The following is a 24,015-nucleotide window of genomic DNA, read 5'->3' as shown; positions in this document are numbered from 1 at the left end:
TCCAACAACTTAAAAGTAATTGATGAGGAAGGGGTGGCTGAATGAAGATCTTCAAGAGTGTGGTGCTGTTTGTCTCTATCCTGACACTGACTGCGTGTAGCGGTATGGGTGGCGGTGAGCAGGGTGATGTGGCTGTCGATGATCACAGCACAACGACCGGTGGTGAGGGTGCCGATGGCGCTTCAACTAGTGGCGCGATGGGTGGTGACTACTTTGATGGTCGCATGCTCAATGATCAGAGTGGTGATCCACTGAACCGCTGGGTGATCTACTTCGATTTCGATAGCAGTGCAGTGATGGAAGAGAACAACGCCATGCTGGGCGCACATGCCGCCTACCTGCTGGAGCATCCTGAACTGACCCTGACCCTCGAGGGGCATGCCGATGAGCGTGGTACCCGTGAGTACAACATCGGTCTGGGTGATCGTCGCGCACAGGGCGTTCGTGAGGTCTTGACCCTGCAGGGCGCGCCTGGCCACCAGATCAACACCGTCAGCTACGGTGAAGAACGCCCTGAGGGCTTTGGTCATAGCGAAGAGTCGTGGCGCCTGAATCGTCGCGTGGTACTGGTCTACTCCAACTAAGCGATATGTCGATATTAGATAGAAAGCCTGTTTACGCGCTGCTGCTGGCAGCGGCGTTCTCACAATCTGCGATTGCTGCTCCGGTTGAGCCGGTCACCAACAACGGTCTTGAGGTGCGTATGCAGCGCCTTGAACGTGTGTTGGAGAGTAGCGCGTTATTGAATATGCGTAGTTCGCTCCAGCAATTGCAGAGTGAAGTACAGCAGCTACGTGGTGATCTTGAGCAGCAGAATTTTGAGCTCGAGCGACTCAAGAAGCGTCAACAGGAACTCTATCTTGATATTGATCGTCGGCTTCAGGCCAGACCGACGGCAGTTGCACCAACGCTGCCGACCCCACCAGTAGCACGTCCGGGCATGCCAATGATTGGACCTTCGCTGACACAACCGGCATCACCTTCGGTTGCGCAACCGATGGCTCCAGCGTTGCCTATGACTACACCTCAGCCGGCGTTGAGCACGAATCCCTCAATGGCACTGCAGCCACAGGCGACGGTGCCGAGTCAGGGTGAGCAGATCGCCTATCAGCGCGCCTTTGGTCTACTCAAAGAGGGTAACTATCGACAGGCGATTGGTGCCTTTACCAGTCAGTTGAATGCATTTCCTCGTGGTAACTATGCCGATAACGCACGCTACTGGATGGGTGAGGCATACTACGTGATGCGTGACTTTACCCCTGCATTAGCGGAGTTCAGCAAGGTGCAGAGTGAGTTCCCATCCAGCGCCAAGGTGGCCGATGCAACACTGAAGATCGGTTATATCCGCTACGAGCTGAAGGAGTACGACGAAGCTCGACGTGTGCTTGATTCGGTCAAGAGTCGCTACCCTGGTAGTCGTTCCGCACGCTTGGCTGACAAACGTCTGCAGCAGATGCTCCGTGAAGGGCGCTGAGTTGTCGCGCCTGTAGCAGTTGGTTGGTCGACTATGAGTAGCAATGAGCGCGCGCAACAGCTGCGCATCAGTGAGATATTCTACTCACTTCAGGGTGAATCTCGATCGGTTGGATGGCCAACCGTTTTTATCCGTCTGACGGGGTGTCCACTCCGCTGTAACTACTGTGATACTGAGTACGCCTTTACTGGCGGTGAGTCGATCGCCATTGAATCGATCCTTGAGCAGGTGGCCCAATTCGGTGCACATCATGTCTGTGTGACGGGTGGTGAGCCACTGGCGCAGAAGGGGTGTCTTAAACTTCTTACTGAGCTCTGTGACCTTGGTTATGAGACCTCACTTGAGACCAGTGGTGCACTCGATATCTCCACTGTCGATGAGCGAGTGGTACGAGTGGTCGATGTTAAAACACCCGATTCAGGCGAGTCATCACGCAATCTGCTTGAAAATCTGCAATACCTTACGGCGCGTGATCAGCTCAAGTTCGTCATCTGTAGTCGTGAAGATTATGAGTGGTCACGGTCGATTATTGCGGAACATAAACTCTCGGAACGTTGCGAGATTCTGTTTTCACCCATACATGAAGCACAGGATCCGACCGAACTGGCGGAGTGGATTTTGGAAGATCGGTTGCATGTCAGGTTTCAGCTGCAGTTGCATAAACTGTTGTGGCGAGAGACGCAGGGGCGTTGAGATGGGGGTCGTAGATGACTAGGCGGGCGATTGTGCTGGTTTCAGGCGGTCTCGATTCGGTTACGGTGCTGGCGATTGCTCGAGAGCTTGGCTATGAGTGTTATGCACTCAGCTTCGATTATGGTCAACGCCATGAGGTGGAGCTGGAGTCGGCGCGACGAGTAGCCACTCTTTTTGGCGCGGTGGAGCACCGAGTAATACGTATCGATATGGGTGCTATTGGTGGTTCAGCGCTCACCGATAGCTCAATTGATGTGCCTGAATCACCCACAGAGGGCATACCCGTTACCTATGTACCGGCAAGAAATACCGTTTTTCTCTCCTTTGCGCTCGGTTGGGCCGAGGTGGTCGGGGCGCACGATATCTTTATCGGCGTGAATGCCGTCGACTACTCGGGTTATCCAGACTGTCGGCCAGAATTTATCAAAGCTTTTGAAAGACTTGCGGTTCTTGCAACCAAGGCTGGGGTGGAGGGGGAGCAGTTTCGAGTGCAGGCACCACTGATCGACCTCTCAAAGGCTGATATTATCCGCGAGGGTATAAGGCTCGGTGTGGATTATAGCCAAACCGTCTCCTGCTACTCGGCTGATAGTAGCGGGCGCGCCTGTGGTAAATGTGATTCCTGTCGACTGCGGGCGGTTGGCTTTGCCGAGGCCGGAATCGAGGATCCGACTCACTATCGGGGATAACCCGGATGGAACAGTCGGGTACTATCCGTTAGTCTTGTTCGGCTAGTGACCCCGATCAAGGTGTCGAAAGTTTGTAGATGTTAGGAAAATCGATACGGAGGATGTGCCGGTATGGTGTTTGATTCTTTTAATAGTGGTCTGTCGATCATGCTCTGGCTGACCTTTGCCATCGCTGTCGTGATGGGGGCTGTGGTCAATAAGACCAATTTTTGCACCATGGGTGCGGTTTCCGATATGGTCAATATGGGTGACTGGGGCAGAATGCGCGCCTGGATCCTCGCGATTGCGGTCGCATTGATCGGTATGACTGTGCTGGAATCGCAGGGTATGGTTCGCCCCGACGAGGCTTTTCCTCCTTACCGCAACGGCTCTCTTGCCTGGATTGAGCATCTATTGGGTGGACTGACCTTCGGTGTCGGTATGACGCTCGCTTCGGGATGCGGTAACAAAACACTGATTCGTATCGGCGGTGGTAACCTGAAATCGATAGTCGTTCTGGCGGTGATTGGCGTGATCGCCTATTACATGACCAACCCTTTCCCAGGCAGTGACAACACCCTCTACTCTCTCTTCTTCTATGAATGGACCAACCCGATGGCGGTAAATCTGGGTGCTGGTCAGGACCTCGGCTCACTGGTAGCCGGTGAGAACTCAGCATCTGCACGACTCTGGCTTGGTCTGGGCGTTGCCGCGCTGTTGCTCTTCTTCGTCTTTAAATCATCAGAGTTTCGAGGCGGCTTCGACAATATTCTGGGTGGTGTAGTTGTCGGTATGGCAGTGCTGGCCGGCTGGTATGTCAGTAGCATGGTTCAGCTCGATCTTGATGGATCGGCCTATAACCTGAGTAGTTACTATGCAGAGTGGGATTTCCTGGCGGAATCGGATGAAGGAAAACCAGCAGCTGCAGCTCCACTCAGTCCGCAATCATTTACCTTTATTAATCCGATGGGGCAAAGCTTCGGTCTGGTGAAAGGCGCGTTTAGCGCTTCACTGCTGACCTTTGGTGTGATGGCATTGTTTGGCGTTATCGTTGGCTCCTTTGTCTGGTCACTGGTTAGCAAGAGCCTACGTGTCGAGTGGTTTGTTGGTGTGGGCGATTTCGTTACTCACCTGATCGGTGCGGTGTTGATGGGCTTCGGTGGTGTGCTAGCGATGGGGTGTACCATCGGACAGGGAATCACAGGTGTTTCAACGCTCGCTATTGGCTCGATGATGACGCTTGTCGCGATTATCTATGGCAGCGCGATTACGATGAAGGTACAGCTCTATAAGATGGTCTATGACGACAGTAGCTTCTTCTCAGCTCTCGTCACAGCAATGGCTGATCTACGTCTGCTCCCGAATGGGCTGCGCAAGCACGAGGCGGTATAAATCACGTCTGAATAACGCTTGCGTTTTTCTCAAAGTGAGGTAGCATGTGCGCCTCATTTCGGGCCGTTAGCTCAGTTGGTAGAGCATCGGACTTTTAATCCGCTGGTCCCGCGTTCGAGTCGCGGACGGCCCACCAGTTTATCTAAAGGTAATGGAGAATGGATGCTCCTAATCACCTCGTTTCATAAAATTTCCCGCTGAAAAGCACTCTCTTGTCATAACTCCTTAGCAGAAACACATTCACTACCTATGAGATGCGCCTGGAAGGTTCTTGTATTAAGAGTTAATTCAGATCGATTCCATAGCCATATTTAATTAATCGAGCGGATCATCTTCGTGCAGAGGACTAAGACTGAGGCCCGCATGTGCAGGGTCTTCATCTTCGCTACCTTCGCTAAGATTTATACGCAATCTGAGGTTATTAGGAGAATCTGCATTGCGTAGAGCCTCTTCAAGACTGATTGTTCCGCTTTGTAGTGTTTGAATAGTGCGGAGTCGAAGGTTTGCATGCCAAGGTTTTCAGACTTCTCCATCACCTCTTTGATGCCATGCACATCACCCTTCTTGATCAGATCGCAGACCAGCGGTGTTCCAATCAATATCTCAATAGCTGCACAACGTTTGCCTTCTATTGTTGGAATCAAACGTTGCGAGATAAACGCCTTAAGGTTGAGCGAGAGATCGAGCAGTAGCTGGTTCTTGCGCTCCTCTGGGAAGAAGTTAATGATTCGATCAAGGGCTTGGTTGGCGTTATTGGCATGGAGAGTAGAGAGGCAGAGGTGACCGGTCTCGGCAAATGCGATGGCGTGTTCCATCGTCTCCTGATGGCGAATCTCACCGATTAGTATGACGTCGGGTGCCTGTCGCAGTGTATTGGCAAGAGCGTCTTCATAGCTGTCTGTATCAACGCCGACCTCGCGCTGATTAATCAGTGACTTCTTATGGCTATGAACAAACTCAATTGGATCCTCAATGGTAATGATATGGCCTGCTGAGTTTTCGTTGCGGTGATTAATCAGTGCGGCGAGTGATGTGGATTTTCCGGAGCCTGTTGCACCGACAAACAGTACCAGGCCGCGTTTCTCCATGATGATCGTTTTAAGCGATTCAGGTAGCCCAAGCGATTCAGTCTTGGGGATGTCAACTTTGATGTTACGAATGACCATCGCGGGTGAGTTGCGTTGCATAAAGATATTGACGCGAAATCGGCCAACCCCTGATTCGGAGATTGCCAGGTTCATCTCGGGTTTGTGGTGAAACTCCTGTTGCTGCTCTTCATCCATCAATGAGTTGGCGATCTCCCAGAGCCGATCAGGAGTCATGGTGACGTTGTCGATAGCCTGGAGGCGTCCTTCAAACTTGGCCGCAGGTGGTGCACCGGTGGTGAGGTAGAGGTCGGAACCATCTTTGTGTACGAGTAGTTTTAGATAGTCTACAAATTCCATCGTTGCGGCTCTCTTGTTGTGTTTTTCTACGGGGATCAGGTTGTCGGCCTAGTATGGCATTGATGGTATGAAATGGTAGGTTGCCGCGCAATAGACTAGATAGTGAATTGAATCAAATGGCAGCGTATATAAAAGGACGACCATAGTCTGGGTGGTTGCGCACCTATCGAGGTGACGGCGGGTCTACTTTGGCCGTTTTTTTTCACTCTTTTTCATTTCGGCAAGACTCTCTTTAAATATGATGAGCTTTGATTCGATGCGTGAGAGGAGGTAGTGGTCATTCACGGCGAGCTTCTTCGCCTGTTTTAGCTGTTCAATGGCGCTAATAAGATGTTCATTCAAATAGAGGTACTGCGCCAGCGCTACATGCGCCTCCGCCACTTTGCCCGTCTTTCCCAGGGCCTCAGCGTAGAGTTGGTGGAGCTGCGGCTTGTCATTCTGATGGTTGATCTGATTCTTGAGTAGCGGTACCGCAGTCATACTATTTCCAGTGGTAATCAGGGCGCGACTGTAATCGATAACGAGTGGATAGCTGCCGGGATAGAGTGATTCTGCATCGGAGAGGATGGCAAGTGATCTATCGTAATTGTTTTGCTCCATCTCGGCATTGGCGAGTGCCAGCAGATACTCGAGTCGATCTGGGTCGCTGTTAAGTAATTCTTCGATGATTTGAACAGCCTTCTTTGGTTTCTGGTCTCTTATCAGAGCGATGGCTTGACCATAGGTGAAGGCATCGCGATTCTGGTGCTGTCCCGAGCGAAGTTGGCTTTCGAAATACCGTGTTGCTTTATGTGGGTCGCTCTCGTTAATGGCTTTAAGTCGGGCTCTAATCAATGAGAAAGAGAGACGGTCCGTATATTTGTTTTGTGGATAACGATCAGCGCGGTTTTTAGATTCAGCAATACGAGACTCTGAAATGGGATGTGTCCTTAGATACTCAGGCAGTGCGACACCGTAGTATCGTGCTTCGTGTTGCAGGTGTTTGAAAAAGCTCTCCATCCCATGCGGATCAAATCCTGCGTTAGCCAGTGTTTCCATCCCAATTGCGTCGGCTTCTGATTCGTTGGAACGGGTGAAGTTGATCTGTTGCTGAATGCTACCAGCTGATGCAACAGCAACAGCAGCTTCTCCGAGCTCAGCGCTTTGACTACCGAGCAGTACCGCTGTAAGCAGTGCGATGGCCATTGGTAGTTTCATCTGTCCGGCATTTTCAAACGCGCGAGCCATGTGGCGCTGAGTGACGTGTGCGATCTCATGTGCCATTACTGCGGCGAGCTCGCTCTCATTGGATGATGTTTCGATCAAGCCAGTGTGTATTCCAATATAACCACCGGGTGCCGCAAAGGCGTTGATGGAGGCGTCGTCAACAACAAAAAAAGTAAACGGTTCGCTGGGACGGCTGCTACTGGTTGCTAAGCGAAAGCCAAGTGATGATACGTAGCTATTAATAAGTGGGTCTTCAGCTATCCGCTTTTCCTGGCGGAGTTGTCGGAGGAGGGCTTTACCTAGTTTGTCAGCTTGAGTTGGTGACAGTGTCGATTCAGATGGGTCACCCATATTGGGGAGATTGAGTTCAGTGGCATTTGCCAATTGTGAAAAGGTGGTGAGTAGAAGAATTAGTGAGGCTAGGGCGATTGTGATTGATTTCATTCGGAGTGAGGCCTAGTCGGGTACTGAGGATAGGATAACAGACACAATTGAGACCTGAGAGTTCACTTGTAATGCGATTCCATTGGTTGAGCTTTTATACAGGGTTGAGAGTAGGAATCTGCCACTAAGTAGTCGCTCTCTAGTGCTTCCTTTTACCCCTCTGTTGTGGCATGGTTTTGCGACTGGATAGAGATACACCTGTCCTGCTATGGATAGCTGAAACCCCGCCTGCTTAGGGCCGCCCACGAACGATTCTATACCCAGGATATTTGGAATGGGTCAAGTTGCGTTTGGCTGGCATATATGTCATAAGTACGCGGATTGACTGTTCACCGTAAACCACAACCTAGTTGTGAATCTGTATTTTTAGGAGATAAAGAGATGGCAAATTTCGATCAAGAGTTGGATGCATCAGGTCTGAACTGCCCACTGCCTATTCTGCGTGCCAAGAAAGCACTCGGCGGTATGGGTGCTGGTCAGGTGCTGCGTATCATTGCAACCGACCCGGGTTCAGTTAAGGATTTTGACGCATTCGCTAAGCAGACTGGTAATGAGCTGATGGAGTCTGGCGAGGAAGGCGGCAAGTTCGTGTTTTTGATCAAAAAATCATAATTGCTGCTCTGGAACGACGGCTCTATAACAACGATATACCTTCAGGGGGCATCAAAATATGTCAAAAAAACTCGCCATTATCGCTACTAAGGGAACCCTTGACTGGGCTTACCCTCCTTTTATCCTCGGTTCAACTGCTGCAGCACTCGGTTATGATGTAGAAATTTTCTTCACCTTCTACGGTCTTCGTCTGCTGGAGAAGAATGTAAATCTCAAGGTATCGCCGCTGGGTAATCCTGGTATGCCAATGCCGATGGGAATGGATAAATGGTTCCCTGTGCTGGGTACCGCTATTCCCGGTATGGAAGCGATCATGACCATGATGATGAAGCAGAAGATGAAGGCGAAGGGTGTTGCCAGCATCGAAGAGCTGCGAGAACTCTCTGTTGAGTCTGAGATTAAGTTTGTTGCCTGTCAGATGACCGTTGATCTGTTTGATTTCGATACCAATGACCTAATTGATGGCGTTGAGTATGCCGGTGCGGCTGCATTCTTTGAGTTTGCAGGTGAAGCTGACATCTCTATGTATATCTAAGGTTGTAGAACTCTTCGACTCTCTCCTTTTTTGGGGGTAAGGAGGGCAAAAACCGTGCTCAGTTATCTGGCGCGGTTTTTATGCGCAATATCCCTATATATAGCATGGTTGGTTCCGCGCATTATGATACTGAGATGCACCACTGTGGTGAATTTGATACTTCCTCGCTATTTGCTTGTGTATAGGGGAAAACAGAAAGAAAAGTATTGACTTTCATTTTCTAACTTGCCATTCTGTTGCGCAGCGAATAGAAATGTTGCTAATTAACAACTACTAACTCAAAGAAATTCCTGCCCGGAGGATCCATATAATGAAGCTCAGCATCAAACGCGCGCTAGTCTCAACCGCGATTACCGCTGCATTTGCAGCGCCAATGGCTGCAAATGCCACCAATGGTATGAACCTTGAGGGCTACGGCCCAATCGCAACCGGTATGGGTGGTGCCTCAATGGCCTACGATAACGGTACTGCTGCGGTTATGAATAACCCTGCAACCCTCGGCCTGATGGAAGATGGCGACGGTCGTTTTGATGCCGCTCTCGGTATGCTCGGTCCAGACGTGACTGCAACTGTTGCATCTGCAGCTGACTCAGATGGGACTATGTACTGGATGCCTGCGCTTGGCTATGCCGTTCGTGAAGGTAACCTGACCTACGGTATTGGTGTCTTTTCACAGGGTGGTATGGGTACCGACTACGATACTGATACCTGGCCTGCACAGCCTCCAGTTGCGGGTGGTGGCGGTGCGCCGGCAACTAATGCTGTTAGTGGAAGCGTACAGGAAGTTCGATCTGTGGTTGGTGTTGGCCGTCTGATTCTGCCTGTTGCCTTCAATGTTAACGATCAGCTGACTATTGCGGGTAGTGCTGACCTGGTATGGGCCGGCATGGACATGCGCATGACGATGGGTTGTGCAGATATGAGTGGTATGGTGACTGCGGATACCTACGGTTTCGGTTGTGCCGATCCGTTTGATGCTGTACAGCTCGACTTCTCCGATGATAGCCGCTTCACTGGTGCAGCTAAGGGCTACGGTTTAGCTGGTAAGCTCGGTATTCACTATCAGGCCAACGATGTGCTTGCGGTTGGTGCAACCTTCCACTCCAAGACCTACATGAGTGATCTTGATGCCGGTGTAAATCTCATTACGACGGTGGACTCATGGACACAGGTGATATCACCGTGAAGAATTTCCAGTGGCCATCTACCTTCGCACTCGGCCTCTGTGACCCCAAATGACCAGATTCAGCTGGCGCTGGATGTAAAGCGTATCCGCTGGTCTGAAACTATGAAGAACTTCGAAATGACCTTCTCAAATGCTACTGGTCGAATCGATATGATGATGCCAATGGAGTGGGAAGACCAGACCGTGGTTTCTTTGGGCGGTGCATTTGCAGTTAATGATGCGGTTACTCTGCGTGCCGGTTACAACCGTGGTACCAATCCAATCCCTAGCAGCACCCTTAATTTTCTCTTCCTGCGACCCTGAGCAGCATGTAACGCTGGGTCTGGGCTACGTACTTGAGGACGACTCTGAGATCAACGTTTCATATGCTCGTGCACTGATGCAGACCGATACTTCTGGTAGTGGTGTCAAAATTGATCACGCTCAGAACAACTTCCAGTTCATGTACTCTGCGAAGTTCTAAGAGCTAGCTACAAGCTGTAATAAAGACGGGAGCTTCGGCTCCCGTTTTTTTTGCTTGCATGCCTAGAGTGTTTCTGACATAAAAGCATGACAATAATATTTATGCAGTATCTGTGAGGAGGATGGTAATGATAAAAACAATATTTCGTCTGTTTGTGGTTGGAATAATTGCGTTAGGCTTGGTTAATCCAGCGACTGCAGCAAAGAAGCCACGTTATAAACCCTATGTTCTGGCTTCTGTTTCTAGTGGTGATATGGCTGCCAAGGTCAATGAAGTACGTAACAAACTGAAGGGTGGCGGTTTTGATCTGGTTGGTGAGTATGTGCCATACGATAATGCCCACGTTTTTGTCATCACTAATAAGGCCATAATTAAAGCGGCATCAAAGGCGAAGGGTGGTGCCTATGCGGCTGGGCAACGTGTCTCTGTTACCAAAGATGGCGGCAAGATTCAGGTTGCCTTCTTCAATCCTACCTACATGGCATATGCCTACCGGATGTCAGATGACCTTCAAAATACCTATAAGCAGTTGGCAAAGCTGCTGGGTAAGAAAGAGGAGTTTGGCTCCAAGCGCGGTCTTAAGAAGAGAAAATTGAAGAAGTATCACTACACCTTTGGTATGGAGTATTTTGATGAACCCTACGAGCTTGTAAGCTATGGTTCACAAGCAGAGGCGGTACGTGCGGTTGAAGCGGGTCTTGCGGCCAAAAAGGCAGGTGTTGTAAAGATTGGTCGAATCGATATCGATGGCAGTGGCCAGACGTTATTTGCCGTTGGTTTGCAGGCGGGCACCGATAATTCCGATGCAGATGACAAGTCAATCATGGGTGTTATCGATTTTGGTAAGCTCAAGCATACTGCGATGCTTCCCTATGAGATTCTGGTCAAAGATGGTGATGTCTACGCACTGCATGGTCGTTTCCGTATTGCCATGGCGTTCCCGGATCTCAGCATGATGGGAGACAAGAGCTTTATGAATATCATGGCTTCACCGAATGCGATTGGCGCTGCTTTTGCCACAGTTAGTGGTGGTGATCCGAGTAAATATAAGAAATAGAAGTTGAGATCTATAAAAAGCCCTGTCATTCGCTGACCGCCATGGAGAGCGAAGTGAGGGCGGTTAGTCCCGATAGTCGACGCCGTCTGCCTATTCGTAGTTGAGAGCGCGAGCGAACGACGGAGAAGATGCAGCAGCGGCTTTATGTCGGCGTAGAGTCACTGAGGGAGTTGTGTAGAGCCGCGAAGAGGTGATTACGCAACGTACGCAGGACGTCGGGGCGCCGCAGGCATAAACGGTCGCGTTAAGTTTTTGCTGTTTGCTTGGGCTTGGATGCCCAAAACAAACTTTCGCAAAATAGCGACTCCGGACGGGCTTTTTGTTTATGGCAGCATAAGGGGGTTTAATTATTAGGGGTCCGCCATTATATTAATTCTAACTAATGTTGCTGGGCATTTTGTTATTGCCGTAACTAATGAATTGAGGGTCGATAATGATTGTTATACGATTTGTAATGGTACTCTGTCTGTCTGCGTTTAGCTCTCTCCATGCTGCTACCGTTGATCTACAGCGAATCATGGTTGATAAGGTGCCGGTGGAGGATGTGAGGCTGCTAGATGGGCTCGTTGAGGCTGTGAATCGATCAACTGTCTCTTCCCAGGCAAGTGGACGAATCGAGTCGATCTATTTTGATATTGATGACTACGTTAAGCGTGGTGATGTTTTATTAAAAATTCGGGACACCACGCAACGTGCTGCAATGAATTCAGCTGAGGCCGTATTTCAAGAGACTCAGGCGCGTCTTGATGGGGCGCATAGTGAGTATGATCGGACAAAAGAGATCTATGCTAAGAAGCTGGTGGCCAAATCTAAGCTAGATCAGGCGGAAGCAGCGTTTAAATCGGCAACAGCTCGTAGGGGGGCTGCAAAAGCGGGTGTTGAGGAAGCACAAGAGGCATTAGCTCAAACTACGGTCAAGGCGCCCTATAGTGGAATTGTGACCGAGCGCCATGTTGAGATTGGTGAGATGGCATCAATTGGCACGCATCTGATGAGCGGTCTCTCCCTAGAGGCGTTACGAATAACGGTCGAGGTGCCACAGTCGCTGATGCCGACTGTTCGTTCGGGTGCCAAAATGCAGGGGGTCCTCCCAGATGGTCGTCTGCTAGAGTCGAAGCACGTAACACTCTTCCCAATTGCCAATAGTACGAGTCACGCATTCAAGATGCGTTTGGCCCTTCCTGAAGGTCAGCATGATCTCTATCCAGGCATGTTTATCAAGGTGTCAGTCTCCGTTGGCAGTAGTGAGAAGATTGTGATTCCACTAGAGAGTGTGGCCTATCGAAGTGAGGTTACGGGTGTCTATGTGGTTGATACCAATGGGCGAGTTTCTCTCCGACACATTCGACTTGGACAAAGGCAGTCGGAAGCCAGGGTCGAAGTGCTCTCTGGTCTGCGTTCAGGCGAGAGTATCGCGCTAGATCCAGTCCGTGCGGGTGTGGTGCTGAAGCAGCAGGGTAGGGATGGGAAATGAGTGAAAGACTCGGTATCTCTGGCTCTATAGCAAAAAAATTCCTGGTCTCCGAAATCACACCATTACTCGCGCTGGTGGGACTTCTACTGGGTATTTTTGCAGTGGCGATAACACCTCGTGAAGAGGAGCCTCAGATCAATGTCACCTTTGCCAATGTCTTTATTCCATACCCAGGTGCTACGGCTGCCGAGGTAGAGCACCTTGTCTCCGCCCCTGCCGAGCAGGTGCTTTCAGAAATTAAAGGTATCAAACATGTCTACTCGGTCTCACGTCCGGGCATGGCGGTGCTTACCATCCAGTTCAAGGTGGGCGAGGATCGTACCCAGGCGATTGTAAGGCTCTATAACAAGATCTACTCCAACAGTGACTGGTTACCCTCCAATCTTGGGGTTGGGCAACCGATCATTAAACCCAAGGGTATTGATGATGTCCCCATCGTTTCGCTAACCCTCTGGTCTGAGAGTGAACAGACAGGTGGAGCAGAGCTTCAGCAGGTGGCGCACGCCATTGAGGCTGAGTTGAAACGCGTTCCAGGGACGCGTGATATCTACACCGTTGGTGGCCCCGACCGAGTTGTCCATCTACAGCTCGATGTTCAGAAGCTGGCAGGCTACGGTGTGGTTGTTGAAGATCTACAGCAGGCACTGGTGAGTGGCAACCGCTCCCAGGCAGCTGGTGTGATGGTTTCCAGTAATGAAGAGATTGTTGTTCAGGCGGGAACCTTTCTCAGTAGTGCAGAAGAGATTGGTGCGTTGGTGGTTGCCATGCATGATGGTGCGCCGATCTACCTGAATGATGTTGCTGAGATCAGCTTTGGATCGGATCAACCTGAACGTTATGTCTGGTTTGGTACTGGACCCGCAGCCGATGAAAAGGGGATTGAGGCGCGTGGTGAGTTCCCCGCTGTAACTGTTGCGATTGCCAAACAACCCGGTAGCAATGCGGTCGATATTGCAGATCAGGTCATCGAACGCTTTGAGCAGTTGAAGGGGGTTTTTGTCCCTGAAGGTGTTAATGCAACAGTCACCCGAAACTATGGTGCCACTGCCGATGATAAGGCGCAGACGTTGATCGGAAAACTGATCTTTGCAACCGGTTTTGTTGTGTTGCTGGTGTTGGTAGCGCTCGGACGCAGAGAAGCATTTATTGTTGGAACCGCGGTAGTTATTACTCTCGCGATCACGCTCTTCGCCTCCTGGGCGTGGGGCTTTACCCTCAATAGAGTTTCACTGTTTGCACTGATCTTCTCCATCGGCATCCTGGTCGATGATGCCATCGTCGTGGTAGAGAATATTCATCGTCACATGCAGTTAGGGAAACGCAATCTGCTTGAGTCGATTCCTCTGGCGGTTGATGAGGTGGGTGGTCCAACTATTTTGGCGACCTTTACCGTCATCGCGGCGTTATTACCGATGGCGTTCGTCTCGGGATTGATGGGTCCCTATATGAGTCCGATTCCGATCAATGCCAGTATCGGCATGGTGATCTCACTTGCCGTCGCTTTCGTTGTCACCCCCTGGCTCTCAAATAAGGTGTTGGCTAATCACCATGTGGGTAATTCCGGCGATGAGAGTGATGCAGCTCTGCAGCGGTTCTTCCAGAGAGTAATGGGGCCTTTTCTTAATGCGGAGCAAGGGCGTAGTAAACGGCGCTTACTGACGTTGCTTATTGTGGTGGCCATTGCCGGGTCGGTGGGGCTGGCGGGTGTGAAGCTTGTGGTGTTGAAGATGCTGCCTTTTGATAACAAATCTGAGTTCCAGGTTGTGGTCGATATGCCGGAGGGTACGACAGTGGAGGAGACGGCGGCGGTACTCGGCGAGCTTGGGCGTCAAATCGCCACGGTCCCTGAAGTCAGTGACTATCAGGTATACGTCGGTACGGCCTCACCAATCGATTTCAATGGTTTGATCAGGCAGTACTATCTTCGCAGTGGCGCTAACGTTGGTGACATCCAGGTCAATCTGGTCGATAAGTCGAAGCGTGATCGAAAGAGTCATGCAATTGCACGTGGTGTGCGTGAAGCGCTACAAACAATCGGCCAACGTTATAGTGCCAATGTGAAGGTGGTCGAGGTTCCACCAGGACCACCAGTACAATCGCCACTGGTAGCAGAAGTCTACGGTCTCGATTACCAGGGACAGATTGCGGTGGCAAAGCAGGTGCGCGGCGTGATCGAGTCGACGGCAGATATTGTCGATGTGGATGATAGTGTTGAGACAGAGGCGCCGCGGTTGGTAGTTAGTGTCGATCGTCAAAAGGCCGCCCATTTGGGTGTGTCACAACAGGCGGTTTCTGATCTGCTTACCACAGCGCTCAGTGGCAGTGATGTAGGTTACCTACATGGCCCTCACGTAAAATACGCGATACCGATCCGCGTCGAGGCAACTGTGGCCGATAAGGCAGATATTGAAACGCTGCTCGGTCTAAAGGTCAGGCGTCAAAATGGTGAGATGCTACCGCTCTCTGAAATCGTCTCGGTGCAGCGTACTTCGCGTGAAAATGCGATCTACCATAAGGATCTGTTGCCGGTTGTGATGGTAACGGCCGATATGGCGGGTGATCTCGATAGCCCGCTCTACGGTATGTTCGATGCAATGGGTTCACTGGCTAAAGCTGAGCTTGACCAGGGAGGCCTTGAACAGTTTCTGATCAACCAGCCGGCCAACCCCTACGCTTACAGTATCAAGTGGGATGGCGAGTGGCAGGTGACCTACGAGACCTTCCGCGATATGGGTATCGCCTACTCAATTGGGTTGATCCTGATCTACCTTCTGGTGGTGGCCCAGTTCCGCTCCTATCTAGTGCCGCTGATCATCATGGCGCCAATTCCACTGACGATCATTGGTGTGATGCCAGGGCATGCGTTGTTAGGTGCTCAATTCACCGCCACCTCGATGATCGGCATGATTGCACTGGCGGGTATCATTGTTCGCAATTCGATCCTGCTGGTGGATTTTGTTAATGATCAGGTGGCTGGTGGTAGCTCACTGCAGCAGGCGGTGATCCTTGCTGCCAGTGTGCGTGCCAAACCGATCATTCTGACCGGGTTGGCTGCAATGCTGGGGGCGTTTTTTATCCTCGACGATCCCATTTTCAGTGGTCTGGCGATCTCTCTGATCTTCGGTATCTTTGTATCTACCTTGTTGACGTTGTTGGTTATTCCTGTGATGTACTACGCGTTGATGTATAAGCGTCTGGATCAGCAATAAATTTCTGTGATGGGGTATTAATATTTTTTGTGTTCCTATCAGTAATTGATTAAAATTGGCGCCCTGTTCGGAGAGGTGCTCCGGAAGATAGTCCCTCTATCCGGAGGGTTCTGAATGGAAACAAATACTTGGTGGTAATGCGGGTTTATGGCTGATCGTAGATTACAGGTCTTTCACACAGTGGCGCGGCTGCTCAGTTTTACTAAGGCGGCCGAAACGCTGCATATGACGCAGCCTGCGGTTACCTTCCAGGTTCGCCAGCTCGAAGAGCACTTCAATACCCGTCTTTTTGATCGTACCCACAACCGTATCAGTCTTACCGAGGCGGGTAAGCGGGTCTTTAAGTTTGCCGATAAGATCTTCGAGCACTACAACGAGATGGAGAATGCCGTCCGTGAGGTGACCGGTGAGGTCAGCGGCGCGTTAACGCTTGGTGCCAGTACCACCATTGCTGAATATATGCTTCCAGCGCTGCTCGGCAAGTTCAAAGAGAAGTACAACGACGTCAATATCCATCTCAAGGTGGCCAATAGTGAAGGCATCGTCTCGATGGTCGAGAACAATGTTATCGACCTGGGTGTGGTTGAGGCGCCGGTCTCGAATAAAAACCTGGTGGTCGAGGTGTGCCGAAACGATCAGCTGGTATTGGCAGTCTCCCCCAAACATCCGCTGGCGGAGGAGGAGAGCGTTACCATCGATCAAGTGATGGAGTACCCCTACATCTGTCGTGAAGAGGGTTCAGGCACCCGTGAAGTTATCGCTGATTTCATCAGCTCATCGGGTCGCCCTTCAAACTGCCTCAATATCTCGATGGAGCTTGGTAGTCCAGAGGCGGTTAAAGGGGCTATTGAAGCGGGTATGGGTATCTCGATTATCTCACTCTCTACCATGCTCAAGGAGCTTGAGCTGGGTACGCTGGTTGCGGTTCGACTTGAGCCGGCACTAGAGCGCCCCTTCTCATTTGTGCGTCAGAAACAGAAGTTCCGCCATCGTGCGATGGAGGAGCTGCTGGAGTTTGCTCGTGAATACTGCGAAGAGCATCGCAGCGATCCTGTTTGAACGCGGGCATAGATGGAATGGGTAAGAAAAAAGCAGAGAAACGCCTGAGCGAGATCGTTAAAGCACTGCCTGAAAACCATCTTGCCACACTGCTTGAATTTGCTGAGTACATGTTTCAACGCCACGGAGTTGAAGTTAAACCTGAGGTGGTGATGGAGCCGGTCTCGATTCCACGTCCAGAGGAGGAGAGCGTGATCGCAGCGATCAAGCGCCTCTCGGCAACCTACCCAATGGTCGATAAGGCAGAGATGCTCAATAAAACCTCATCACTAGTGATGCAGCATATGTTGCAGGGCCGAGATGCCGTTGAGGTGATCGATGAGATCGAACAGGTTTTTGAAGAGCACTACCAGCTACTTCTCAATGCAACAGAAGATGACGACTGATGCAGATCGTTAGCGACTGGTTTAAACGCTACCTCTCCGATCCGCAGGTCGTTATTTTGGCGATCCTGCTGATTGGCGGTTTCACTGTCATCCTCTTTTTTGGCAATATGCTGGCACCGGTGATTGCCAGTCTTGTAATCGCCTATCTGCTTGAGGGGGTAGTGCGCCAGCTGCAGCGTGTCGGTGTGCCGCGCTTTGCCGCAGTACTAGTTGTCTTTGTCGCCTTTCTGGCCTTCCTGCTATTTGTACTGTTTGGTCTGCTGCCACTGCTCTCCAGGCAGGTAACGCAGTTGATTCAGCAGCTACCAAACATGATTGCACAGGGACAGGAGCTGCTAATGCAGCTGCCGCAACGATATCCCAACATCGTCAGTGAGCAACAGGCGGTAGAAGTGGTCGATGCACTGCGGTCTGAGTTGGCAAGCTGGGGGCAGGGGATACTCTCTTATTCGATCGCCTCGGTGGTCGGTGTGATAACGCTGCTGGTCTATCTTGTCCTGATGCCGCTACTGGTCTTCTTCTTCCTCAAAGACAAGGTGCGCCTCTGCAGCTGGTTCCGTAGCTATATGCCCGATGACCTCGATCTTGCTGCACGTGTCTGGAGCGATGTCGATATCCAGATCGGTAACTATGTACGAGGCAAGTTCTTCGAGATCATGATCGTCTGGGTTGTTAGCTATGTGACCTTTACCTTTATGGGGCTGCAGTTCGCGATTCTGCTCGGAATGGTCGTCGGCCTATCGGTGATTATTCCCTACATCGGTGCAACGGTGGTGACGCTACCTGTCGCAGTCATTGCCTACTTCCAATGGGGTTACGGGGCTGACTTCGGTTATCTGCTACTCGCCTACGCTGTGATCCAGGCGCTTGATGGTAACGTGCTGGTGCCGCTGCTCTTCTCCGAGGTGGTCAATCTTCACCCAGTGGCGATTATCGTTGCGGTGCTGATCTTTGGTGGGTTGTGGGGTTTCTGGGGTGTCTTCTTTGCGATCCCGCTGGCAACCCTGGTGCAGGCGGTGCTGAGTGCCTGGCCCAGAGATGAGCACAAGCAGCCGGAACCGGCTGCTGCGATACCCGAATAATCTTGTTACAGCACCTCTGAAGCGAAATCGGCCAGCCGCGAGCGCTCGCCGCGCTGCAGAATGATATGGCCGCTATGCTCCCACTCCCTGAAGTGATCGACCACGTAGGTCAGGCCTGAACTGGTCTCGGTCAGGTAGGGGGTATCGATCTGAGCAATGTTACCCAAACAGACCACCTTGGTACCGGGACCGGCACGGGTGATCAAGGTCTTCATCTGTTTTGAGGTGAGGTTTTGTGCCTCATCAAGAATGATGTATTTGTTGAGGAAAGTACGACCACGCATAAAGTTGAGGGAGCGAATCTTGATGCGCTTGTTGAGCAGCTCCTGAGTCGCCGCTCGCTCCCATTCAGTGTTGTGTTCCGACTGGGTCAGTACCTCTAGGTTATCCATCAGCGCACCCATCCACGGGGTCATCTTCTCCTCCTCGGTGCCGGGCAGAAAACCGATATCCTCACCGACCGGTACAGTGACACGGGTCATGATGATCTCGGCGTAGCGATTATCGTCGAGTACCTGAGCCAGTCCGGCCGCCAGAGTCAGAAGAGTCTTACCGGTACCCGCCTGACCGAGTAGGGTGACGAAGTCGATCTCGGGGTCCATTAGAAGGTTAAGGGCATAGTTCTGCTCACGGTTGCGTGCACTGATGCTCCAGACACTCTTCTTCTCACTGCGAAAGTCGTGCACTGTTTCGATGATGGCATGATCATCCTCAACACGACTTACTATCGCCTCGAAATGGTCTTCGCTGCTGGAATAGAGGAACTGATTGGCGTACCAGTCTGCGGTAGCTGGGCCGCTAATGCGGTAGAAGGTGCGCCCCTCTTCCTGCCACGACTCCATATCCTTGCTGTGGGTCTCCCAGAAGTCTTCGGCCAGTTCTTCGAAACCGCTGTAGAGCAGATTGACGTCGTCGAGTACCTGGTCGTTACGGTAGTCCTCGGCGTGAATACCAAGCACTGCCGCCTTGATGCGCATATTGGTATCTTTCGATACCAGCGTTACCTTGTGGTGCTGTCCCATCGCCAGGGCGGTATGCAGAATGCCGTTATCGGGTTTGTTGCCGGGAAGTGATTCGGGTAGATCGGCCTCCAGTGTTTTGGTCTGAAAGAAGAGGCGACCAGTGGGGGCGGTCTTTCCGCTGGCGAAATTGCTGGCACTGAGTGATAACCCCTCATTGATGTCGCAGTCGCCACTACAGCTCATCAACTCATCCATAAAACGACTCGTCTGGCGGGCGTTGCGTGCTACCTCCGAGTGGCCCTTTTTATTGTTGTCGAGCTCCTCAAGAACAAGCATCGGCAGGTAGATATCGTGTTCCTGGAAACGGAACAGCGCGGCGGGGTCGTGCATCAGAACATTGGTGTCGAGAATATAGAGCTGCTTTCCATCAACTACCGTATCGTTATTCAAACCAGTTCCACCCTGTTGTGAGTTTTGTTAAAGCGCTTTTACTGCCTCCAGCACCTCTTCGACGTGGCCAGCTACCTTCACCTTGCGCCACTCCTGCTTGAGTACACCCTTGTCGTTGATCAAAAAAGTGCTGCGCTCAATACCCATCACCTTTTTGCCATACATATTTTTCTCCTTGATCACGTCAAAGAGGTTACATAGCGTCTCTTCTTTGTCTGAGAGCAGCTCGAAGGGGAACGACTGCTTTGCCTTAAAGTTCTCGTGCGCCTTCACTCCATCACGTGAGACGCCGAGGATTACTGTGTTCAGCGCAGTGAACTGATCGTGCAGATCACGAAATGCCTGACCCTCCTTGGTACAGCCGGGGGTACTGTCTTTGGGATAGAAGTAGAGTACGACAACCTTACCCTTGAGTCCGGAGAGTGAGATCTCCTGATCACCGGTCGCAGGGAGTTTAAATGCGGGTACCTTTTTTCCAATAGTTGCACTGCTCATGCAGACTCCAGTATCGATTGTTATCTGTAGTTATAGACTTATATCTTCAGCGGTTCGATGACCGCGTCCAGATTCTGCCCTTCGCAGAACTCCAGGAATTGATCGCGCAGGGTGGCGATGTGCGTCTCCACCGGTACGTTGACGGTCATATGTAGTGAGAACATCGGAGTGCCGGTGTGCGCTGCTGCGTAGCTGGAGGTGTTGAGTTCCTGGATGTTGATGCTGCGGGCAGAGAAGAAATTGGCCAGATGGTGGACGATACCGGGTTGATCGATGGAGATAACCTCGACCATATAGGAGAGTGAAGGTGAGCTATTGCCCTGATGGTCGGTCCGTTTCTGGGTGATGGTCAGTTCCAGCTCTTGCCCTAGTTTGGGTAGCTGCTGCTCGACCTTGGAGATAGTGTTCCAGTTGCCGCTGATGAGTAAGATGATGGCAAATTCACCGCCAAGTACCGTCATACGGCTGTCAGCGACGTTGCATCCATTTTCCAGTACGGCTTGAGAGAGTCTGTCGACGATGCCTGGGCGGTCTGCGCCCAGTGCTGAGATAACCAGATGGTCCATAGGCTTGGTAGGGCTCCGATTGGTCAAGTTGTTCGGCAGTGTACCGCGATCAAAGAGAGCTGCACAGAGCCCTTTTTACTCCCGTTAACGACGCCTCTGGCAGCTTGTCATCGGCACCGTCCACAAGTACCATGCGGGATTGTTTTGTGTGGAGAGCCTCCATGTTCCACGGCAGTATGGTCGCGCTGGTGACCCCGATGCAGCACGACGGCAGTCTCGATTACGAGGCACTTGATCGGCTGATTGAATTCCATATTGAGCAGGGCACAGATGCCATCGTAACGGTGGGCACGACCGGTGAGTCGGCCACGCTGGATGAGCGTGAGCACTGTGAAGTCATTCGTCACGTGGTTGAGCGGGTTAAGGGGCGTATTCCGGTGATCGCCGGTACCGGTGCCAACTCGACCCGTGAGGCGATCGAGCTGACCCGCTGTGCGATGCAGGCCGGAGCCGACGCCTGTCTGTTGGTGACCCCCTACTACAATAAACCGACCCAGGAGGGGCTCTACCTCCACCACAAGGCGGTTGCTGAGGCGGTACCTGTTCCACAGATTCTCTATAACGTGCCGGGCCGAACTGCCTGTGACATGCTGCCTGAGACGGTCGAACGCCTCTCTCACATCCCCAACATCGTCGGCATGAAAGAGGCGACCGGTGATCTGGATCGCCTGGCTGAACTGTTAGAGCGGTGTGGCGATCGGCTCGATTTCTACAGCGGTGATGATCCCACCGGCATGGAATTCATGTTGCGGGGTGGTAAGGGTGTGATCTCAGTGACCAACAATGTTGCGCCTAAGCTGATGCACGAGATGTGCGTTGCGGCCCTGGCAGGGAACAAAGAGGCCGCCGCCGAGGTCAATAACAAACTGGACGGCCTGCATAACAAGCTCTTCCTTGAGGCAAATCCGATCCCGGTTAAGTGGGCGGTGAGCCAGATGGGTTTGATACCGGATGGAATCCGACTGCCGCTGACCCCGTTTGATGCGCAGTACCACGAAGAGCTACGTGCAGCGATGGCACAGGCCGAAGTTAACTAGTTAGAAATACAACAAGTAGAACCATTAATGAATATTGCACGTTATCGTTTCGACACCAAGACCATTTCTCTCCTGATGCTTGCCGCTCTGCTCCCTGCATGCGGCACGGTTGACAAGGTTCTGCCCGATCGCTCGGCCGACTATAAAAAGAGCGATTCAATCCCAGAGCTGGAGGTACCACCCGATCTGACCAAGTCGAATATCGATGACATGATGGTGGTGCCCGAGATCAATCCAGAGCCAACTGCAACCTACTCCGACTATAGCGGTGAGCGTGCTGTTGGTAGCCCCGCCGTGCGTCAGGCTGTTCTACCGGACCAGAGCAACATGCGTATTGAGCGTGATGGTGACAAACGTTGGCTGGTAGTTAGCGGTGAAGCGGAGCTGGTGTGGGAGAAGGCCCGTGAATTTTGGATGGAGAGTGGTTTCCTGATAAAACGTGAAGATCCGGCCATCGGCGTTATGGAGACCGACTGGGCGGAGAACCGAGCCGATATCCCCGATGGCCCGATCCGTTCGGTCATTGGTAAGGTGTTTGATGGCGGATACTCGTCTGCAACCCGTGATAAATTCCGCGTTCGTCTTGAGCGTGGTATGCGTCCTAACACCACCGAGCTCTATTTGACTCATCGTGGTGTTGAAGAGACAGCCAAGGGTGATCAATTCGTTTGGCAGCCGCGTCCGGCCGATCCTGAGCTGGAGGCGGAGATGTTACGTCGCCTGATGGTTCACTTCGGTGTCGAGGAGCAGCAGGCCCGTAAGCAGATAGGAAGCGCGGCGGCGGATCGCGCAGCTCGCGCAGAGCTGGTTGAAGAGCAGAATGGTGTTGCGGTACTCAGACTGAAGGATGAGTTCTCACGGGCATGGCGCACCACCGGTGTCGCGCTGGACCGTGTCGGTTTCACCGTCGAGGATCGAAATCGCGCTGATGGTATCTACTTCGTACGTTATAACGATCCACTGCGTGAGCAGAAGGAGAAGGGCTGGTTCTCTGGACTCACCTTCTGGCGTGATGATGAGCTGCATGAGGGGCGTTATCAGATCTCACTCAAGGGTGAGGGCGATGAGACCCGTGTGACAGTAGAGAATGAGCAGGGCGAGTCAGAGGTTTCGAAGACCGCGCTACGTATTCTGACACTGCTCGAGAAGCAGCTACGCTAAGTCGCTGTTCCCACATAATAACTATTCGTTAGCCTCGATTCTTGTAGGAGTATCCGTAGCGTGAGTAAGCGCAAAATGGACAGCCGTGAGCTGGGACTGGTGCTGGGCCAGCAGCTGCTGGGTGTCGATGACCTCCACTATGGTCTCTGGGAAGATGATATCGAGCGAAAGCTTGCCAATCTTCCGATTGCTCAGCAGCGTTATACCGAGATGTTGGCCGCTACACTGCCTGCGGTTGCTGAGGGTGTCAGGCTGCTTGATGTCGGCTGCGGTACAGGTCATATCCTCGAGCAGTTACTCGAACGTGGTTACAGCGTCGATGCTGTCAGTCCGGCCCCCGAGCTGAGTCGCCAGGTGGGGGAGCGTCTAGAGCGTTTCCCCGACAACGACACCCGTCTCTTCCAGTGCCGATTTGAGGATCTGCCCGTGGAGGAGGTTGCAGGGCAGTACGATGCGATCTTTTTCAGTGAGAGTTTTCAATACATCGACACCGAAACAGCACTAACCCACGCGCAGCAGCTGCTCAAACCGGGTGGTTCGATCACTATTTGTGACTTCTTCAAGACCGACAAGAGTGGTGACGGTGGTCCTGCCGATCAGATCATTGGGGGAGGGCATCGACTGGAGCGTTTCTATCTACAGGTTGAAGCGGCGCCCTTTGAGACTGAGCGTGACGAGGATATTACCTCGCTAGTCAGCCCCAATATGGATGTGCTTAACGACTTTTTGATGAATACCATCAAACCAGCCGGTCTGACCCTGGGTGAGTATCTGCAGGGGCGTTACCCCAAGACCGGCTGGCTGGCAAAACGATTGATGGGCAAAAAGTTCGCCAAACTGGGACGTAAATACTTCTCTGGTAAGCGCACTGGCGAGACCTTCGAGCGCTACAAGAACTACCGTCTACTGGTGTTGCGTCTGCAGAGCAGCTAGGCCCGCACTCCGCTGGTCGGGCAGCG

22 protein-coding genes, 1 tRNA gene and 1 pseudogene are annotated in these 24,015 nt (G+C 51.9%); 19 read left to right on the top strand and 5 right to left on the bottom strand.

Going from position 1 to position 24,015, the window contains the following annotated elements; translation table 11 throughout:
- Positions 1-41: 41 nt before the first annotated feature.
- From pal to HUE57_RS15085, 6 genes are all read left to right on the top strand, one after another.
- Complete coding sequence (gene pal, locus HUE57_RS15110; protein ID WP_078483719.1) at positions 42-584, top strand: peptidoglycan-associated lipoprotein Pal; 543 nt, start codon at positions 42-44, stop codon at positions 582-584.
- 5 nt (positions 585-589) lie between these two features.
- Positions 590-1,474, top strand: coding sequence for a tol-pal system protein YbgF (ybgF, locus tag HUE57_RS15105; protein ID WP_078483720.1), 885 nt, complete (start codon positions 590-592; stop codon positions 1,472-1,474).
- Between the two features lie 33 nt (positions 1,475-1,507).
- On the top strand, positions 1,508-2,167 hold the full coding sequence (gene queE, locus HUE57_RS15100) for a 7-carboxy-7-deazaguanine synthase QueE (protein ID WP_078483721.1): 660 nt from the start codon (positions 1,508-1,510) through the stop codon (positions 2,165-2,167).
- A 14-nt stretch (positions 2,168-2,181) separates the two neighbouring features.
- Entirely contained in the window at positions 2,182-2,856 is a 675-nt protein-coding gene (queC, locus tag HUE57_RS15095; protein WP_078483722.1) for a 7-cyano-7-deazaguanine synthase QueC, read from the top strand.
- 111 nt (positions 2,857-2,967) lie between these two features.
- Positions 2,968-4,227: a YeeE/YedE family protein gene (locus tag HUE57_RS15090; RefSeq protein WP_078483723.1), complete on the top strand. Its 1,260-nt coding sequence runs from the start codon at positions 2,968-2,970 to the stop codon at positions 4,225-4,227.
- 60 nt (positions 4,228-4,287) lie between these two features.
- Positions 4,288-4,363: transfer RNA gene (locus HUE57_RS15085), tRNA-Lys, on the top strand.
- Positions 4,364-4,542: 179 nt separating this feature from the next.
- On the opposite strand, the pseudogene HUE57_RS15080 reads toward HUE57_RS15085, so the two are convergent.
- Both HUE57_RS15080 and HUE57_RS15075 read right to left on the bottom strand, forming a co-directional pair.
- Positions 4,543-5,672: pseudogene (locus HUE57_RS15080) on the bottom strand (PilT/PilU family type 4a pilus ATPase).
- A 183-nt stretch (positions 5,673-5,855) separates the two neighbouring features.
- Positions 5,856-7,322, bottom strand: coding sequence for a beta-barrel assembly-enhancing protease (locus HUE57_RS15075; protein WP_078483725.1), 1,467 nt, complete (start codon positions 7,320-7,322; stop codon positions 5,856-5,858).
- A gap of 381 nt (positions 7,323-7,703) precedes the next feature.
- On the opposite strand from HUE57_RS15075, the gene HUE57_RS15070 reads away from it, so the two are divergent.
- The 10 genes from HUE57_RS15070 to HUE57_RS15025 all read left to right on the top strand — a co-directional run bounded on the left by HUE57_RS15070 (position 7,704) and on the right by HUE57_RS15025 (position 18,385).
- Positions 7,704-7,934, top strand: coding sequence for a sulfurtransferase TusA family protein (locus HUE57_RS15070; protein ID WP_078483726.1), 231 nt, complete (start codon positions 7,704-7,706; stop codon positions 7,932-7,934).
- A gap of 58 nt (positions 7,935-7,992) precedes the next feature.
- The gene (dsrE2, locus tag HUE57_RS15065) at positions 7,993-8,469 is read left to right on the top strand and encodes a sulfur carrier protein DsrE2 (RefSeq protein ID WP_078483727.1); all 477 of its coding nucleotides are present in this window, start codon (positions 7,993-7,995) and stop codon (positions 8,467-8,469) included.
- 310 nt (positions 8,470-8,779) lie between these two features.
- The gene (locus HUE57_RS15060) at positions 8,780-9,655 is read left to right on the top strand and encodes an OmpP1/FadL family transporter (protein WP_174673470.1); all 876 of its coding nucleotides are present in this window, start codon (positions 8,780-8,782) and stop codon (positions 9,653-9,655) included.
- A gap of 39 nt (positions 9,656-9,694) precedes the next feature.
- Positions 9,695-9,958, top strand: a complete 264-nt coding sequence (locus tag HUE57_RS15055; protein WP_174673469.1) for an OmpP1/FadL family transporter — start codon at positions 9,695-9,697, stop codon at positions 9,956-9,958.
- Between the two features lie 287 nt (positions 9,959-10,245).
- The gene (locus HUE57_RS15050; RefSeq protein WP_135622205.1) at positions 10,246-11,175 is read left to right on the top strand and encodes a hypothetical protein; all 930 of its coding nucleotides are present in this window, start codon (positions 10,246-10,248) and stop codon (positions 11,173-11,175) included.
- Between the two features lie 454 nt (positions 11,176-11,629).
- Positions 11,630-12,649, top strand: coding sequence for an efflux RND transporter periplasmic adaptor subunit (locus HUE57_RS15045; RefSeq protein WP_174673468.1), 1,020 nt, complete (start codon positions 11,630-11,632; stop codon positions 12,647-12,649).
- A complete protein-coding gene (locus tag HUE57_RS15040) occupies positions 12,646-15,858 on the top strand; it encodes an efflux RND transporter permease subunit (RefSeq protein WP_078483731.1) in 3,213 nt (1,070 codons plus the stop codon). Before HUE57_RS15045 ends, HUE57_RS15040 begins: the two co-directional genes overlap by 4 nt.
- A 147-nt stretch (positions 15,859-16,005) precedes the next feature.
- On the top strand, positions 16,006-16,917 hold the full coding sequence (locus tag HUE57_RS15035) for a LysR family transcriptional regulator (RefSeq protein ID WP_078483732.1): 912 nt from the start codon (positions 16,006-16,008) through the stop codon (positions 16,915-16,917).
- Between the two features lie 17 nt (positions 16,918-16,934).
- Positions 16,935-17,303: a hypothetical protein gene (locus HUE57_RS15030; RefSeq protein ID WP_078483733.1), complete on the top strand. Its 369-nt coding sequence runs from the start codon at positions 16,935-16,937 to the stop codon at positions 17,301-17,303.
- Positions 17,303-18,385: an AI-2E family transporter gene (locus HUE57_RS15025; protein ID WP_078483734.1), complete on the top strand. Its 1,083-nt coding sequence runs from the start codon at positions 17,303-17,305 to the stop codon at positions 18,383-18,385. The genes HUE57_RS15030 and HUE57_RS15025 overlap by 1 nt, the downstream gene beginning before the upstream one ends.
- A 5-nt stretch (positions 18,386-18,390) precedes the next feature.
- Here HUE57_RS15025 and HUE57_RS15020 read toward each other — a convergent pair whose 3' ends face one another.
- From HUE57_RS15020 to HUE57_RS15010, 3 genes are read right to left on the bottom strand one after another with little or no spacing between them, the layout of a single operon-like run.
- Positions 18,391-19,797 carry a PhoH family protein gene (locus HUE57_RS15020; RefSeq protein WP_078483735.1) on the bottom strand — a complete coding sequence of 469 codons (1,407 nt, stop codon included), beginning with the start codon at positions 19,795-19,797 and terminating at the stop codon, positions 18,391-18,393.
- 27 nt (positions 19,798-19,824) lie between these two features.
- Positions 19,825-20,292: a peroxiredoxin gene (locus HUE57_RS15015; protein WP_078483736.1), complete on the bottom strand. Its 468-nt coding sequence runs from the start codon at positions 20,290-20,292 to the stop codon at positions 19,825-19,827.
- Between the two features lie 38 nt (positions 20,293-20,330).
- Positions 20,331-20,858 carry a glycine cleavage system transcriptional repressor gene (locus tag HUE57_RS15010; RefSeq protein WP_078483737.1) on the bottom strand — a complete coding sequence of 176 codons (528 nt, stop codon included), beginning with the start codon at positions 20,856-20,858 and terminating at the stop codon, positions 20,331-20,333.
- Positions 20,859-21,019: 161 nt separating this feature from the next.
- Between HUE57_RS15010 and dapA the strand changes: the two genes are divergently transcribed.
- From dapA to HUE57_RS14995, 3 genes are read left to right on the top strand one after another with little or no spacing between them, the layout of a single operon-like run.
- Complete coding sequence (gene dapA / locus HUE57_RS15005) at positions 21,020-21,895, top strand: 4-hydroxy-tetrahydrodipicolinate synthase (protein ID WP_078483738.1); 876 nt, start codon at positions 21,020-21,022, stop codon at positions 21,893-21,895.
- Positions 21,896-21,922: 27 nt separating this feature from the next.
- Positions 21,923-23,056, top strand: a complete 1,134-nt coding sequence (gene bamC, locus HUE57_RS15000; RefSeq protein WP_078483739.1) for an outer membrane protein assembly factor BamC — start codon at positions 21,923-21,925, stop codon at positions 23,054-23,056.
- Between the two features lie 60 nt (positions 23,057-23,116).
- Entirely contained in the window at positions 23,117-23,989 is an 873-nt protein-coding gene (locus tag HUE57_RS14995; protein WP_135622207.1) for a class I SAM-dependent methyltransferase, read from the top strand.
- Positions 23,990-24,015 lie beyond the last annotated feature (26 nt).

It is taken from the genome of Candidatus Reidiella endopervernicosa (assembly GCF_013343005.1).
Lineage (GTDB): Bacteria > Pseudomonadota > Gammaproteobacteria.
The sequence above is the reverse complement of the archived record's forward strand: the minus strand, read 5'-3'. Positions and strand labels throughout refer to the sequence as shown.

Coding starts and splice junctions, on each gene's coding strand:
- dapA (WP_078483738.1), top strand. CDS start 21,020: ATGTTCCACGGCAGTATGGTCGCGCTGGTGACCCCGATGCAGCACGAC.
- HUE57_RS15030 (WP_078483733.1), top strand. CDS start 16,935: ATGGGTAAGAAAAAAGCAGAGAAACGCCTGAGCGAGATCGTTAAAGCA.
- bamC (WP_078483739.1), top strand. CDS start 21,923: ATGAATATTGCACGTTATCGTTTCGACACCAAGACCATTTCTCTCCTG.
- HUE57_RS15025 (WP_078483734.1), top strand. CDS start 17,303: ATGCAGATCGTTAGCGACTGGTTTAAACGCTACCTCTCCGATCCGCAG.
- HUE57_RS15060 (WP_174673470.1), top strand. CDS start 8,780: ATGAAGCTCAGCATCAAACGCGCGCTAGTCTCAACCGCGATTACCGCT.
- HUE57_RS15040 (WP_078483731.1), top strand. CDS start 12,646: ATGAGTGAAAGACTCGGTATCTCTGGCTCTATAGCAAAAAAATTCCTG.
- HUE57_RS15090 (WP_078483723.1), top strand. CDS start 2,968: ATGGTGTTTGATTCTTTTAATAGTGGTCTGTCGATCATGCTCTGGCTG.
- pal (WP_078483719.1), top strand. CDS start 42: ATGAAGATCTTCAAGAGTGTGGTGCTGTTTGTCTCTATCCTGACACTG.
- HUE57_RS15010 (WP_078483737.1), bottom strand. CDS start 20,858: ATGGACCATCTGGTTATCTCAGCACTGGGCGCAGACCGCCCAGGCATC.
- HUE57_RS15015 (WP_078483736.1), bottom strand. CDS start 20,292: ATGAGCAGTGCAACTATTGGAAAAAAGGTACCCGCATTTAAACTCCCT.
- ybgF (WP_078483720.1), top strand. CDS start 590: ATGTCGATATTAGATAGAAAGCCTGTTTACGCGCTGCTGCTGGCAGCG.
- HUE57_RS15035 (WP_078483732.1), top strand. CDS start 16,006: ATGGCTGATCGTAGATTACAGGTCTTTCACACAGTGGCGCGGCTGCTC.
- dsrE2 (WP_078483727.1), top strand. CDS start 7,993: ATGTCAAAAAAACTCGCCATTATCGCTACTAAGGGAACCCTTGACTGG.
- queC (WP_078483722.1), top strand. CDS start 2,182: ATGACTAGGCGGGCGATTGTGCTGGTTTCAGGCGGTCTCGATTCGGTT.
- HUE57_RS15045 (WP_174673468.1), top strand. CDS start 11,630: ATGGTACTCTGTCTGTCTGCGTTTAGCTCTCTCCATGCTGCTACCGTT.
- HUE57_RS15075 (WP_078483725.1), bottom strand. CDS start 7,322: ATGAAATCAATCACAATCGCCCTAGCCTCACTAATTCTTCTACTCACC.
- HUE57_RS15070 (WP_078483726.1), top strand. CDS start 7,704: ATGGCAAATTTCGATCAAGAGTTGGATGCATCAGGTCTGAACTGCCCA.
- HUE57_RS15050 (WP_135622205.1), top strand. CDS start 10,246: ATGATAAAAACAATATTTCGTCTGTTTGTGGTTGGAATAATTGCGTTA.
- queE (WP_078483721.1), top strand. CDS start 1,508: ATGAGTAGCAATGAGCGCGCGCAACAGCTGCGCATCAGTGAGATATTC.